The sequence below is a fragment of the Bythopirellula goksoeyrii genome (genome assembly GCF_008065115.1).
In the GTDB taxonomy this organism is placed as follows: domain Bacteria; phylum Planctomycetota; class Planctomycetia; order Pirellulales; family Lacipirellulaceae; genus Bythopirellula; species Bythopirellula goksoeyrii.
Genome location: NZ_CP042913.1, coordinates 4,028,086 through 4,042,714, shown reverse-complemented (window position 1 = coordinate 4,042,714; position 14,629 = coordinate 4,028,086). Strand labels below are relative to the sequence as shown.

Below are 14,629 nucleotides of genomic sequence, written 5' to 3'. Positions count from 1 at the left end.
GGCCCCTACTGCCACACGCGGCTTAATTGGCTCTCCAGTCATGAACTCGCAGCTATCGCCCCGACAGTTTGAGGTTGTAAGACTAACGAGTCTCGGCTGTTTGGTCACTGAGATTGCCGCCATTCTCGGCATATCTCGTATCGCTGTGACCCATCACCAAGCAGCTGCCATGGAAAAACTCGGCACCGATAGAGTATGTCTTGCTCACGAGGTTCGTTATCAAACCTAAGATTTCTCCGCTTGACGATCATCTATCCCATTCAGAAAACGGAAATGTGGACGCAAGGGGGATGGGAGGAATTGACCTGTTCCCGCTTCTTGATCCATGGCTAATGCGATTTCTTTTAGTACTTGGCAATTTGGGTGGAAGGCATGAGGGCCCTGAATCCGAATCCAGCTACGGAAAAACCGATTGCCTCCTATCTGCCAAAGCATGAGTCCGGCTCTCTGAGTGTGTGATGAGTCCCCAAGCTATTTCCCGCTTGGACGGTAATCTCGAATCCCCCCAAAGGAAGTAGTGCAATTTGACTTGCGTTCGCATGAGTCCTTGAAATTGCGGGTATCCACATTTAGGTCAACAATGCTGCAAGAGCGCTAGGTTTTTGTCGTACCTATCTATCGAATGGATGGGACGACTTTTGACATTACCTCCGGCACGATCTGCCGAAAAATGGCTCAAGCGTCACCTCGAAGGCTTTGCAAATCGTCTTTCTGGCAATTAGGAGTTTGCGTTTTTTCGTACATTGGGCGGTACACCCTGAGGAATTCCGCATCCTTCAATGGGGGAGAGATTCCCAATCTCACCCAGGATACGACGATGCGAACCGCAGATATGTTACAATTCCTACTATTTGATTTATCAGAATGAGCTAACTTCAAGCTGGTGGAATCCACCAGGGCAGGCTGGTAGAACACACTAGAACAGGCTGATGTTGTGCTCGGTGTTTAGATTCCTACAACCTGTAGAACTTCCCACCTTAACTAGCCGTGGGCCAAGATTTTCTTGCAAGGAGGGCGACAACTTGACACTTTCGTCTTATTGAACATACTGGCGGTTAAACAACCGATTCGTCCAAGTGTAGTTACTGTTTAGTCCAAGTGGAGGGAACTTTTCCTTGTGATGTAGTGGCATCCTTCGTGGTATTTGGCCACGGCACCCAAGACTGAATTTCAGATACCTTATTGTATTACCCTAGAGTTTCTCACAGGACAGAGAAACCCACATAGCCGCATGGTCACGCGGGTAATTTCTGATCGTGAAGTTCAGATGTTAATTGAATCATCGCCGCCTGCTGCTTCTGGCCATCTTGCCAGTTCGGATGTTTCTGTTTCGCGACATCCCCCTGGATCGATGGAAACGAAAAATCCTTATCTCTTCCCAGATGGTTTACTCAACTCACTTTCAACTTCAGATGAAACTTCTGAAGTTGCCGGTCCCAGCGGAAATTGTGCGGCTGTCGTGAGGGCGGAGCCTGGGCAGTGGTTTTTAGTCCACACCAAGCCGCGTCAGGAAAAGAAACTTGCGGAAGAATTGCGGAAACTGGGAGTGCCGCATTATTTGCCGGTCACCCACTGCAAGTCTGTGACACGAGGGCGTTCACGTTATGCCTGGCTGCCCCTTTTTCCCAGCTACCTGTTTCTTAAGGCCACCAATGAGCAGCGGCTACTAGCACTGAAGACGAATCGGATCGTGGCAACTCATCTGGTCGTGGATCAAGAATCTCTTGATCGCAACCTATCGGACTTGGCAGACCTTATTGAAAAAGATGTGCCACTGAGAATTGAAGAGCGACTGGTCGCTGGGCAAGAAGTCGAGATCATAGCGGGACTATTAAAAGGCAAACGTGGCACTGTGATTAAGCGAGGTGGAAAGACACGTTTATTCCTGATGATTGCCGAAATCTTGGGGGGAGTGTCGCTAGAAATTGAACAGCATTATGTGAATTTATTATGAATATTTGGGTTATGCGTTGTAATCACCGTATTTATGGATAATGTCCATGTATTTGGGTATACTACCCCAGATGTGCTTGAGTATCCTGGAAGGTAGGGTGTTCGCTCTCTTTTCAGGCGATGTTATGCTGGTTGAATCGTGCTTTTGGCAAATTCAACCTTTGAAACCGAGAGTAGCCGCAAGAGTTTTTTGACATGGGCCATGTCAGTGCTTTTGCCGTGACATTTCGAAGTTTGAAGAGAATCGTTTTTGAAGGGGCGTAAACGACGGGGACGGAGTCCGCGCTGAGGCCACTTGATACTAGGAGAAGATTACCATGTCGCACATTGATGATAACCGCCATGTGCTGACATGCTTAACTAGAGAGACAAGGAATTCCTGCAGACGATTGACGATTCTTAGCTGCCTCTCAAATCGGTAGCGAAGAAGCCTAGTTCGTCTGGCTTGAGGATTCAGCCAAGCAGCAAATGAAAAAGAAAAAACAAGACAAATTGTCAATGAAAGCGAAGGCAAGCAGCCATTCAGGGAGAGCTGCACCCAGTGACAGCTCACTCTCAAGCGCTTCCCCTTCGTTGCCAAGCAGTCCCCTGTGGTATGGACTCAGTGGCGCTTTAGCACTGGCCGCCATCGTGTGGGCCTACTGGCCGACACTGACTGAAATGGTCCATAAATGGGAGAGCCAGCCGGACTATTCTCATGGTTATTTGGTGATTCCTATTGCCCTGGTGTTCCTCTGGAGTCGTCGTTCTTCCTTCCCTACTGAAAACGTCGGTGCAAGTTGGTGGGGCTTAGGTCTCCTGGCGGCGGCTGTTGGCTTGCGTGTGCTCGCCGGCAGGTTTTACCTACTCCCCTTAGATGGCTGGACCTTGCCACTCACCGTGGCCGGCGTGGTGTGGCTCCTTTATGGAACCCCCGTGGCGAAATGGAGTTGGCCAGCCCTAGTTTTTTTGTGGTTCATGGTGCCGATTCCCTTCTCGGCAGAACGGTGGCTGCGGGTCCCCCTCCAGGCGATTGCGACCAAACTTGGGACCGCGGTACTCATGATGTTGGGCCAGCCCGCCATTGCTGAGGGGAATGTCATCTTGCTGGGCGATCATACTTTATTTGTGGAGGAAGCCTGTTCGGGGATGCGGATATTTGTGGGCATCTTCGCCTTGGCCTTCGCCTTTGTCTTGTTTTCCCGCTGGAGTTATTGGCAAAAAGCCTTGGTCTTGTTGGCCACACTGCCAGTGGCCATTGTGGCCAATGTCACGCGGATCGTCGTGACAGGGTTACTTTACCAGCATGTATCCAGCGACGCTGGACAGAAGTTTAGTCATGACATCGCCGGCTTTGTAATGATCCCTTTAGCCGCCGTATTACTGTGGTTGTTCTTGATCTACTTGGATCGACTGTTTCCCCAAGTAGAAGAGCTTCGCCCGACAGGTAAGATTTTCGGCAATGCACCCCCAGCGGCAAATTAGACGTTAGGCAAGAGGCTCTAAAAAAAGATTAGAAACATGGAAGTCGCAACTTGATGCTGATTGAGACTGAAAGATGAACAATTCACCCAACCCTCCTGAGCATGAATCTACCGGTAGCGGACTGCCCGCTCGGATTCCCGTGGCCCACGCCTTGCGTCGACCTATGCCAGCAGCCGCTCGGCAAAATTCCACTCCGAATGAGCAAGGAATCACCCCTGCTTTCGTCTGGCGGGTCTTCACCGGTTGGTGGAAATGGGTGGTCCCCCTAGGACTCATACTTGCGGCAGGCGCTGGCGCGATAGTCTTGATGTTTTATGTTCCCAAGTATGAAGCCTCTGCGCTAGTGAAGATTGAGGCGGAGACCCCTTTCATTGCTTTTCAGCAAGGGGCACTCAATAAAGACTCCGAGCGTTACGTCCAAACGCAGATAGAATTACTCCGCGGTCCCGTCGTGCTTACCCCTGTGCTCGGTCGCCCTGAGATTGCTTCCATCCCAGAAATCAAACGGTCGCCCGATCCCCTCAAGTATCTACAGAAACAACTGACGGTTCGCCAGATTGGCAAATCGGAACTCTACGAGGTCTCCTTCGTAAGCCCTTCCTCTCAGGATGCGGCCAGCGTGGCGAACGTTGTGGTGGCAGAATACCTTGCGCTGCAGAATCGTGAAGAACGGCAGCGCTCCCAAATGGTCATTGAAGTCTTGGAGAAGGAAAGACTCGAACGCGGCACCAAAGTGGATCAGCTCCGCAAGCGCGTCGTGGAATTGGCGAAAGACCTGACCGGTAAAGATCCATTCGGTCAAGGTGTTGTCACCGACGCCGTAGCTTTTTCGCCGGCCGGGAGTCTCTATCAGAGCCTCACCGAGACGGATGTCGAATTCGAAGTCCTTAAAGCGGAACTGCAGGCGATCAACAATTCCCCGATGCTCGGCGAGGACAGAGCGGTTGCCTCCGGATTGTTGGAACTTGAGATCTCGAACCGTGCAGATGTACGACGCCTGGAGGAACGTGGCGATTTCATCCATCAGCAGATGGCAGAGATCAAGTCTCAGCCACGGCTAAAGAAAGATGTCACTTGGGAAGAGGATCCTCAATACATTCAGCTGCAAGAACAAGCCAAAAATGTCGAGGCAGAACTAAAGGAACTCAAGGAGCTGGTCAAGAGGGAGCTGATTGCGTTGCGTCGTGAAGAACGTAAAGCCGAACAAGAAGCACTCGTGGGAGCCAAACAGCAAGAGCTAGGCCTGCTGAGCAAGAAACGAGAGATGCTCTCAGCCAAGCTCGCAGAACAGATGAACGAGCTCAAGTCGGGGGGGGCCCAGAGCGCAGAACTGGAATTTGCCAAGGCGGAACTGGAACGTGAAGAGAGCGTCTTCGAGTTGATCGCGGCCCGAAAACTGGCTTTGCAGACTGAACAACGGGCACCGACACGCGTCACGCTCATGCAAAGTGCCTCTCCTCCACATATTGCAATCGAGCCCATCCCCTACAAATATCTATTGCTTGCCAGTCTTGTGTCGCTGGTCACTCCCTTAGGACTTGCCATCGCTTACGAGTTTCTGGCGAAGCGGATCAGCACGCCTGAGCAACTCACGAATGAGTCCTCACTGCCTCTTTTGGGTGAAGTTGCACAATTTCCACGCCAGCGTGTGGCTACTACGCAGGCCCAGATCGCCGCCCCCCAACAGCGACAAATGTTTGTTTATACCGAGTCGATCGATAGCCTCCGCACGCAGCTCATGCTGACAGAACAAGTAGGACAACCGGGAGTCGATAAGATTATTGCGATTTGCAGCGCTGCCAGCGGAGAAGGGAAGTCGAGCCTCGCAGCCGCATTAACGTTGAGCATCGCCAAAGCGAGCAAGAAGCCGACACTGCTAATCGACGCGGATCTACGCTCTCCCGATGTCTCCTCGTTCCTGGAGGTGCCCAGTCAGCCGGGAATCGTCGAATTACTCGGTGGCGAGGTCGCCTTGGAAAAGGCCATCCATCGGGTTGGCAAAACCCAAGCCTACGTACTTCCCGCAGGAGTACTCAAAGGCAATCCCCACCATCTTATCGACCAAGCCAAGATCGAGAAACTGCTGGATAAGCTACGTGGTAGTTTCGATACGATCCTCATTGATACCCCGCCCGTACTCTCGGCAAGTGACTCCTTGATCTACGCCAAGGCCGCGGATCTGGTGTTGTTTAGTTCCCTGGCGGATATCAGTCGGGCCAAGCAAGTTCGATGTGCTGTGGAGCGATTGCAGACGACTGGTGCCAACCTCGCCGGTGTCGTCCTGAGCGGAGTTTCAGTGAATCGTTACGTGTACCACTACGGGTCGTATGGGCAACACGAATAAGAACATTCCAGTGCACTGCCTAACAAAAATAATCAAACTCGTTTTTTCGGAAGGTTCCACCCGGTGACCTGAATTATGGCTCAAGTAGTTTCGACACCATCCAGAACCGAGAACCGTGTTTACACGGTCAATCTGCGCCTCTTACTGGTGAGTGTGATCGTTGTCGTCTTACTCGCGGTCGCAGGGTATTTCTGGTATCAGTATCGTCTCGGCCAGACGGCCAATGCTCTGTTGACCCGTGCCGAGCAATTGGAAGCAGAAGGCGATTGGAATGAGGCGACCTCCTATTACCAGCGCTACCTGCTAGTCGAGCCTGATAATACCGAGGTGTTGGTCCGACTGGTGCAGGCTTATGCCCAAGGGGAGCCCGATCCGAACCGCCTGTTCAGGCTCAACAGCTTACTTTATCGCGTGTTGGGACGTGCTCCCGAGCGCGACGATCTAAGACAAATGCTCGCTGAGAATCTGTTGAAGGTTGGAGCCCTGGAAGAAGCCAACAAGGAAGCTCAACAGCTTCTCGACGGGACTCCGGAAACAGCTCGCAGCGCTCGCAAAGTCATGGCGATCTCCCAGATCGTGCGAGCAGACGTAGATCGCAGCCTCTCCATTCCCGAATCGCTGCAAAAATTGCTTGCCGCAGCCGACGAATCTCCTGAGGACGTGGAGCTCATCGCAGTAACCGCTAGCAGCCTCCGGACGCATTCGGCAGAGCTCCCACCGGCAGAGGGTGACCCGGCCACTCGGGCCGACAAACTCATGGACCAGCTCGTCGCAGCCAAATCCGACGATGTCGAAGCCCGCATGGCCCGGTATCAGTACCGGCAGCGCTATTCCCTGCCGGGAGCGGAGGAAGATCTCCAGGCCACGCTTCAACTCGATCCAGAGCATGTCGAAGGTCTTCTGGCTTCTGCTCTGAGAAGACTCGCTGGAGAGAACTCCCCCGAGCAACTCGAAGAGGCCGACGCCCAGCTGCGCCACGTGATTGAGCTCGCCCCCGAGGATTCGCGGGGCTACCTGGCACTGGCAAGTCTGCTCCAGCAGCAAGAAAAAACGGACGCTGCAGTGAACTTATTACGTGGCGGCATGAAGGCCACCCCCAACAGTTTCGAACTCGGATTGGCACTGGGCATGCTCCAGCTGCAGACCAACCAGCTGGAACAAGCGGCAGCCACGCTGAAGCAACTCAGGAGAGAGAGTTCGACTTTTTTGGCCCGCTTATCGTCGGAGAGACGCAATCAATTGGAGAATCGCCTGCGGCTCTTGTCGGCCCGTTTGGACCTCGCCCAAGAGGAGCCAGCCAAGGCCCTTGCCGAGCTTAAGACCATTTACCTGACCGAAGAATCCGCCGGGCAAACTTCCGCAGAATGGATCGAAGCGGCGCAGCTCTTGGCGGCGCATCACAGTCGCTTGGGGCAGCGGGATCAAGCGGCCCAATATTGGGACTCTCTCTTGCGGGTCCTGCCAGACCAAGTCGGGGTTGTGGAGGCTGCCTCCCAGAGTGCTTTGAGCGCTGGGAATGCTCAGGTGGCCTTAGACCACATCGACCGCTTCCTCCGCCTGGCAAGTCCGAGTGACAATCTGCTCGTACAGCGAGCGCAGGCCCTGCTGCTGTTACAGCTACAGCGCCCGCCGACCCAGCGCAATTGGACTGAGTTCCAGGAAGCTTTGGACAAGGCCAAATCTCTAGTAGCGGAGCGTTGGGAATTGTTGTTCGCGGAAATTGATTATCTCCAGGCCAGCGGAGCGGACTCGCGGACGATCGTAGCGCTCCTGCGTGAGGCTGAAGACAAGTTTGCGGAGAACGAACTCTTTTGGCGAAATGCGGCCGTCCGCTATCACCAACTCGGTGCTGAACAAGATCAACAAAATGCCTTAGCCAGGTACGGCGAGCTGGCGGAGACATCAACGGAACCCGTCTTGCTCGAAGCATTCCTGCTCGCGTCGGAGAAAAAGTTCTCAGAGGCCGAAGCTTTGCTGGAGAGTTCAGCCCAAAAACTCTCGCCGATCGACCGACTGCCGCTTCTGCGCCGCAGATTAGAGATCATGGTGGCAGATGGCGATCTGAAAAAGGCCTGGCAGAATGCGAAAGAACTGATCGAAGAGTATCCCGAAGATACCACACTCCTGGCCCTCGGAGCAGAGATCTCGCTGGCTGCTGAGGAGGTGGAAACCGCGCAAGTCTGGGAAGAGCAATTGGCCCGCCTCACCAATCAGGGCACTGACGCGCAGTATCTGAAGATCCGTCGCCTATTGCAGAATTACGAAGCGCTCTCTCCGAAAGATCGCCAAGAACTCAAGCAGACAATCGCTTCGCTGCGAGCTACCCGACCCAAGTGGTATCCGGTGGTGGCCTTAGCCGCTCGCTATGCGGAACTCACAGGCGATACGCTCCAGGCGGCCGAAGATTACCGCTTGGCAGTCGACCTCGGTGACACGCGCGCCTTTACCTTACAGCAGCTGGTGACCAATCTGTATCAGCTCAATCGGATTCAGGAGGCAGAGAATTTCCTGGCCATGCTCTCAGCAGACCAGTCGGCGGCCTCTTTTGTGAATGCCATGAACATGGAACTGGCGGTCAAGCAGAATCGTAGTGATGAGGCCCTCGATCTTGCCCGGCAAAGTGTCAAGCTATTCCCTGAGGATGCATCGCGCAGACTCTACTTAGCGAACTTGCTGTTAAGGTACGGACAACCGAGTGAAGCAGAGTCCGTTCTGCGGGAGGCGATCCAAGACCTGCCGGATGACTACCGAGTCTGGATGGGAATGGTTTCAATCCTCGCCCAGAATAACCAGGTAGAGGAGGCCCGTCAGATCCTGGAGAAGCTGGCTAGCGACAAGTCCAACCAGCTCCAAGAACGCCATTACCTTGCTGCACAAGGATGGGAAGCAATCGGCGATCCGCAGGCCGCCACCCGACAGTATCTGCTTGCTTTGGAAACAGATCCCACCAATGCTGAGATTCGTCTGCGCTACGCGAGACTGCTGGCACGAAGCAGCCCGCGAACTGCACAGGGCGAATATGAACAGGTCCTCAAGCTTGATCCAACAAGCGATGAAGCTCGTCGCGAGTTTGCGGTCCTCCTGGCATCTTCGGGAGAGTCAGCCGACTGGGCTCGCGCAAACGAGCTGCTCAAAGCGATCGAAGGGACTGCTACCAGTAATACGAAAACCAATGACCGGTTACGGGCCATGCTCCTTGCCCAACGGGGACGCACGCGGTCGGAACGAATCGCCAACTGCCAGGCAGCGCGGAAGATTTTGGAAAAACAAATTGCGGCGACAACCGGCGAAGAAGCGGATTTAAGTCGCCTCTTAGTGGCTCAGATCCTGGAACAAGAAGCGTCACTGAGCGAAGAGGAGTCACTGCTCTTGTTAGCGCAAGAACAGTTTCGTGCTGTGCTGGAGGGCAGTCCACCTTCAGCCGAGCGACTTTCCAACTACATCGAATTTCTGTTGCGGCAGGTGAACAAGTCTCAACCGACAGCCGCAGCAGACAAGGCAACCCAAGCATCAGAATCGACCGGCAGCGTGGCCCCTGAGAGCCTCCAGGCGAAGTTTCTCGCAGACGCCGAGGCGCGTCTGATCGACTTGCGTCGCTTACAACTGGAAGGGGATGTCGGGCTCGAAACGCTCATCGTGGCCCTGACGGCTCAGGTCATGAAAGCTCAGGGAGACACGGCTGAAGCGAAGGCTGTCGTGGACCGGTTTGTGGCACAACAAACTCGCGACGAGGCTGCCTCGAGCTCCCCCCAGCAATACTTGACTATCGGCCGGCTTTACACCCTGCTGGGCGACCATGCCGAGGCCGAGACCTGGTATCGCCGCTTGATGGAGGTCAATCCCAAGGCGTATGTGTTAGTCGTTCAATCCCTTCTCCAGCAGGACAAACGAGCGGAAGCCGCGCAGGTCTGTATCGATTTGTCAGCAGGTAACATGTCGTCCGAGGTCGCCGCCACCCTCGCCAATATCATGACTTCGATGGACGAAACCACTGCAGCAGAACTTCCCCAAGCTGACGAGGCCCTCCGCCTGGCCCTTGGGGATCATCAAGATAACATCGAGCTCCTGCAGGCAGATGCCGTCAGGCTGGCGAGTAACGGCGAATATGATGAGGCGATTGCGGCCTTCACCCGCATTGTCCAGCTGGCACCAGAAAACAGTCTGGCCCTGAACAATCTAGCGACTCTCTTAGCGGAAAAGCCCAACCGGCGGTCAGAGGCGTTGGAGGTGATTCAACGTGCCATCGATTTGGCCGGGCGGCAGGCTTCTTTGCTGGACACCCAGGGGACGATTTATCTGAAAGTTGGCCAGGCTGATGAGGCAATCGCCAGCTTGGAAGAGGCCACGGCGGGGGGAGTGGCTGACGCTCGATATTATTTACACTTGGCAGCCGCTTATCATCTGGCCGGGCGAGAGGAAGATGCCCAACGCATGCTCAGCGAAGCGCAGGCGTTTGGAATCGAGAAATTCCTGCTGACCGAAGATGATCGCATGATTCTCGAGGAGCTCAATACGTCGCTTGTCTCAGAACCGGTTTCCACAGGGGCACAACTATGACAAAGATTCCAAACGAATCACCAGGTTTCTCTGGCCAAGCCCAACGGTGGCTGGCCCTGGCAGTAGCTTTGGGGGTAACACTCATCGGTGGGGTGCTCTACGGAAATTACTCCCAGCGCTGGGGACCACCCCCTGATCTCTTGGCAGCAGCTCAGCAACTAGAGAAAATGCCCAAGCAATTCGGGAACTGGCAGTTGGCAGAAGAAATGCCCATGGAAGAGTCCTCTGTTGCAATGTTGGAGTGCGCAGGGTATGTCAATCGCCGCTACGTCCATCAAGAGACTGGCCACGTGGTGAATCTGGCCGTGATTGTCGGCCCTCCAGGGCCCACTGCGGTCCATACGCCGGAGATCTGTTTTTCAAGCCGTGCCTATGACCAGCAAGGAACACGGCGGAGCGTGGAACTTGAGGAGCGTGCAGGCCAGAGGGACGAATTTTGGAGTCTCGACTTCACGACCAAGAACGTCCTAGCCGAAGGATTGCGCATTTATTATGCCTGGGGACTGGGTGATCGTTGGGAAGCTTCCGAATCTCCGCGCTACGAGTTTGCGGCATCGCCGCAGCTTTATAAACTCCAACTCGCCACGGCCCTGCCGCCCCAATTAGATCCAGGAGACTCGGATGCTGGTCGCGAGTTCCTTACTGAACTATCGAAATCGGATTGGAAGTTTGCACCCAATTGAACACATCTCTCGGGACAGAGATGACAAAGCGTTGTTTAACTATTGAATTTATCTATTCATTGAATCGTCAACTAGGATTTTAAAGAAAAGCAATTGGAGAGAAGTCCCATGTCATCCGTAATGGAAGCTACTCATTCTAAGAGACAAACAGAAAAAAAACCTGCCGAGACCTGGGCATGCCAGGAGCTCACGGTGCCCGCTTATTTTACGAAGAAGGTACTCTGGATGCGTCTGTTGGGCGCGTGCTTGTTGGTGCTGTTTTCGCCTCTGATCTTGCTGTGTATGCTGCTGGTGAAACTCACTTCGGCAGGACCAGCGTTACTGCGACAAACACGCTTGGGCAAAGATGATCAACCCTTTGAGATCTTGAAGATTCGGTCCATGTATCGCAACGCCGAACACTTGGCCGGTCCCGTGTTGTGTCAGCCACGTGACTCTCGAATCACACCCGTTGGAAAAGTCTTGCGGTTTCTGCATCTGGACGAATTGCCACAGCTGATCAACGTGGCTCGTGGGGAAATGTGCCTCATCGGCCCCCGTCCCGAAAGGCCGGAAATTATTGAGAAGCACCAACTTCTGGAGAAGGTGCCAGGGTTTGCTGAGAGGACCAAGGTACTGCCGGGAGTGACCGGCCTGGCTCAGATCAATTTGTCCGCGGACGTCTCCGCCGAGTGTGTAATCCCGAAGGTGAAATTAGATCGTGAATATATCACGACGGCCAATATGTGGCTTGACTTGCGAATTTTGTTATGCACTTTTCTGAGGATGGCCGGCATCCGGCATGGTCATGCTGCTAAGTTTTTTCACCTAAATCGCTCAGTCGAGCTTGGCCAAGCCTCGAAGTGGATCTTGGGAAATGGTTGCGAAGAGGAGACTTCCTCCAATGTTCACGGTCGTAAGGTTCTGTCGTACGCTTTTGCAACTGCAGATGAAGATAATTTGGGTGCTGATTTGAATTCGGAAAAGCTACTGAAAAGATCTCGTCCTGAGAGGAATGATAGCCCAATCTCATTGCCTCGCTACCCTCGTTAAGCGGCTAGTTGTCGGGCTTCTACTTTGATCACCCTTGCTAGGCCTCGCTGAGATTGAATCGCGTGGGGTTAATGTATGCATATTGCACTCCTCCTTGTAGCCACAGCTCTTGTCTTAAATCGACCAGGAGACTGGATTCCTTCACTGGCAGGATTACCACTCTTTCAAATTGCGATATTGGCATGTTTGACACTTTCCACAAGTCAGTGTGTGAGTCACCCTAGTTCAATGTGAGTAGCTCGGACTCCCATCTCCATTTGCACTATTTGGCTGCTGTGTGTAATTCTTGCTTCGACACTATCTAATCGAACCCCGTTCGACATTTTGACCAACTTGGCGAAGGCCATCGTTAAGAAAAGCAAAACTACAGCACGTCGCATCTCAGTTATTCAGCAAGTTGGATCAATCGCTTGACGCCGCAAGGATGCCTGTGCTCCCTTACACGTTATGTCCTTCTCGCACGATTCAAAATTAATTATTAACACTTAGCGGTAGATTCTTGGAAAATATGCCAGACTATTAAGCCATTATCAAACAGGCCAAGGTGAACTGTATATGTTGGTTAAACTCCTAATGTGCGCAGCTCAAGAAAGAATGAGCTCAGAAAGTGATAGAGCTCCAATCCCTTGGAGTATATATGTAAGTACGTATGCCACTGAGAGTTTTACTGTTCTGCAAGTAGTTCTCGTTTGAACTTACTCTGCGTCTCAAAGGTTGCCCATGAGGCCTAGAGCAACTTAAGGCCAGGAAGTCTAGTGTGATTTGAAGAATGGAAATGCCGGTCGGCCTACAGTAGTTTTGCCCAAAATCATGTTTTCACGTTTTATCGATAGTCGATGAACTTCGTAGTGAAAGCCTAGGCGTTTTCTTGGCCAACGAGCAACAAAATTGTAACAGCGGCGAAATGTGTGCGAGAACAGATAGCGGTGGTGCAGGGAGATTTCCAAGCGATTCTTTTAGTCTCCGCAGCAGAGTCTCTTTCCAAATTATTCGTTTTGCAGCATACTGAGTTAAAGTGTATCAAGATCGGCCTTAGCCGCCTTGTCAAGCTAAGCCCTCAGACGATGTTGTGAAGGCTAAAGTTGTTAAGAATGTCTGAAACAGTCTTAGTTCTTGGCCCCTAAGGATATCCAGGAAATCATCTAAGTGTGGAGAGAAGATTAAGAATGGCGACAAGCTCGTTGTTGTCAACTCATCGCGTACGGTTAATGGAACTTTGATGGGTTTTTTTGCTCTCCTTATTGCGATAGCACTCCTCTTTAATCGCCCAGGAGATTGGCACCCTATTCTTACTGGGTTGCCACTTTTCCAGATTGCGATCATTGCATGCCTAGCCTCTTCTTGGGGTAAATGCACAAATTACTTGCGGTCAGTTTCCGCCGAGAAGACTCCCGTCACTATCTGTGTTTTATTTCTCTTCGGAATGGTTCTAGTTTCCAGTTTGGCAAATCCAACAAGTTCCTTTGAAATCACGATCGATTTTCTGAAGGCTTGTGTGCTCTACCTTCTTGCTGTATCTCTAGTCGACTCGCCACCGAAAGTGTCTACATTCTTAAATGGAATAGCAATCTCTATTTTTTTTGTCGGTCTCCTAATGGTTCTTGATTACCATACGTCACTCTTCGGAACCGTGAGGCCTGAAGGAGGAGGCCAAGAGTTCAGGGCGGAAGCATTGGGAGGAAAGAATTTTGATGCCAACGATACTTCGGCATTGCTTGTGTTGGCCATAATAATATTCCTTGCCAATGCTATTGACGCTCAATCCATCGTGATGCGGGTTCTTTGGATTGTCACTATGGCTATTGCGTGTCACGGGATGCAGCTCGCAAATTCGCGAGCAGGCTTTATTGCTCTATTGATTGGCATAGGATCTTACTTATGGATACGTTGGGGTAATAAGGGGCTGAAATGGGGTGTCCTACTTGTCCCTTTAGGAGCGGCGGTGATTGCGACCGATAGAATGGTCGATTTATCCGCCATCAAAACTGGGACGGGTCAGAGCCGCCTTCAATTCTGGTCAATCGGCCTGTCACTTTTTTTCAATAATCCGATCGTGGGTGTTGGGCCAGGAGAATATGAGAACCAAATAGGAAAAGCCTGTCATAACTCATTTATTCAAGCTTATGCAGAGCTAGGGTGTTTGGGAGGTGCATTATTCGTAGTGGCCTTCTTCTCGTCTGTAAAATTGTCTTACCTAACAAGAAGAAAATATACAAATGACGAGCTAGCAGATACACAAGTGCCCTCTGCTATATTCATAATACCCGCCTTGATTATCGCATATATCACGTCAATCTCCACTTTGAACCAAGTCTATGCATGTCATACTTACTTAATCCTAGGCCTGAGTACTATAGCAGCATCTGTGTTTGGATTATTCGACGGAGAAGCACAAACTCCATATAGAGCTAGCTTGATCGCTTCGTTGGGAAAAACGACTTGCGTTTTTATTGTTATGATGTATGTAATTTGCTTAGTCTTTGTTCGATGGTAGTTTCAATTGTCCCAACAATATTTTCAGAACGGGTTTAAGCCTATTCTAACTAATCCGAATGTTTTGTGAGTCTTATCGCCCAAGTGCGGTAGGAGACACAGG

At 52.1% G+C, this 14,629-nt stretch carries 8 protein-coding genes; all 8 read left to right on the top strand.

The window, feature by feature from the left end; genetic code table 11:
- The first annotated feature begins 40 nt into the window (after positions 1-40).
- The 8 genes from Pr1d_RS26730 (at position 41) to Pr1d_RS15985 (ending at position 14,527) form a co-directional block, all read left to right on the top strand.
- A complete protein-coding gene (locus Pr1d_RS26730; RefSeq protein ID WP_148074470.1) occupies positions 41-229 on the top strand; it encodes a helix-turn-helix domain-containing protein in 189 nt (62 codons plus the stop codon).
- Between the two features lie 1,038 nt (positions 230-1,267).
- Positions 1,268-1,954 carry a transcription termination/antitermination NusG family protein gene (locus tag Pr1d_RS16015; protein WP_168205273.1) on the top strand — a complete coding sequence of 229 codons (687 nt, stop codon included), beginning with the start codon at positions 1,268-1,270 and terminating at the stop codon, positions 1,952-1,954.
- Positions 1,955-2,421: 467 nt separating this feature from the next.
- Entirely contained in the window at positions 2,422-3,417 is a 996-nt protein-coding gene (locus Pr1d_RS16010) for an exosortase/archaeosortase family protein (protein WP_148074468.1), read from the top strand.
- A gap of 73 nt (positions 3,418-3,490) precedes the next feature.
- Complete coding sequence (locus tag Pr1d_RS16005; RefSeq protein ID WP_148074467.1) at positions 3,491-5,761, top strand: polysaccharide biosynthesis tyrosine autokinase; 2,271 nt, start codon at positions 3,491-3,493, stop codon at positions 5,759-5,761.
- Between the two features lie 75 nt (positions 5,762-5,836).
- Positions 5,837-10,318 (top strand): tetratricopeptide repeat protein, encoded by a 4,482-nt coding sequence (locus Pr1d_RS16000; RefSeq protein ID WP_148074466.1) that lies wholly within the window; start codon positions 5,837-5,839, stop codon positions 10,316-10,318.
- On the top strand, positions 10,315-11,001 hold the full coding sequence (locus tag Pr1d_RS15995; RefSeq protein ID WP_148074465.1) for an exosortase-associated EpsI family protein: 687 nt from the start codon (positions 10,315-10,317) through the stop codon (positions 10,999-11,001). Before Pr1d_RS16000 ends, Pr1d_RS15995 begins: the two co-directional genes overlap by 4 nt.
- Positions 11,002-11,109: 108 nt before the next feature.
- Entirely contained in the window at positions 11,110-12,033 is a 924-nt protein-coding gene (locus Pr1d_RS15990) for a sugar transferase (protein ID WP_148074464.1), read from the top strand.
- Positions 12,034-13,252: 1,219 nt separating this feature from the next.
- The gene (locus tag Pr1d_RS15985) at positions 13,253-14,527 is read left to right on the top strand and encodes an O-antigen ligase family protein (RefSeq protein WP_148074463.1); all 1,275 of its coding nucleotides are present in this window, start codon (positions 13,253-13,255) and stop codon (positions 14,525-14,527) included.
- The last annotated feature ends 102 nt before the right edge of the window (positions 14,528-14,629 follow it).

Bases quoted from the DNA above. Each gene is read 5' to 3' on its own strand.
- Pr1d_RS26730 (WP_148074470.1), top strand. From the start codon at position 41: ATGAACTCGCAGCTATCGCCCCGACAGTTTGAGGTTGTAAGACTAACG.
- Pr1d_RS16015 (WP_168205273.1), top strand. From the start codon at position 1,268: ATGTTAATTGAATCATCGCCGCCTGCTGCTTCTGGCCATCTTGCCAGT.
- Pr1d_RS16010 (WP_148074468.1), top strand. From the start codon at position 2,422: ATGAAAAAGAAAAAACAAGACAAATTGTCAATGAAAGCGAAGGCAAGC.
- Pr1d_RS16005 (WP_148074467.1), top strand. From the start codon at position 3,491: ATGAACAATTCACCCAACCCTCCTGAGCATGAATCTACCGGTAGCGGA.
- Pr1d_RS16000 (WP_148074466.1), top strand. From the start codon at position 5,837: ATGGCTCAAGTAGTTTCGACACCATCCAGAACCGAGAACCGTGTTTAC.
- Pr1d_RS15995 (WP_148074465.1), top strand. From the start codon at position 10,315: ATGACAAAGATTCCAAACGAATCACCAGGTTTCTCTGGCCAAGCCCAA.
- Pr1d_RS15990 (WP_148074464.1), top strand. From the start codon at position 11,110: ATGTCATCCGTAATGGAAGCTACTCATTCTAAGAGACAAACAGAAAAA.
- Pr1d_RS15985 (WP_148074463.1), top strand. From the start codon at position 13,253: ATGGGTTTTTTTGCTCTCCTTATTGCGATAGCACTCCTCTTTAATCGC.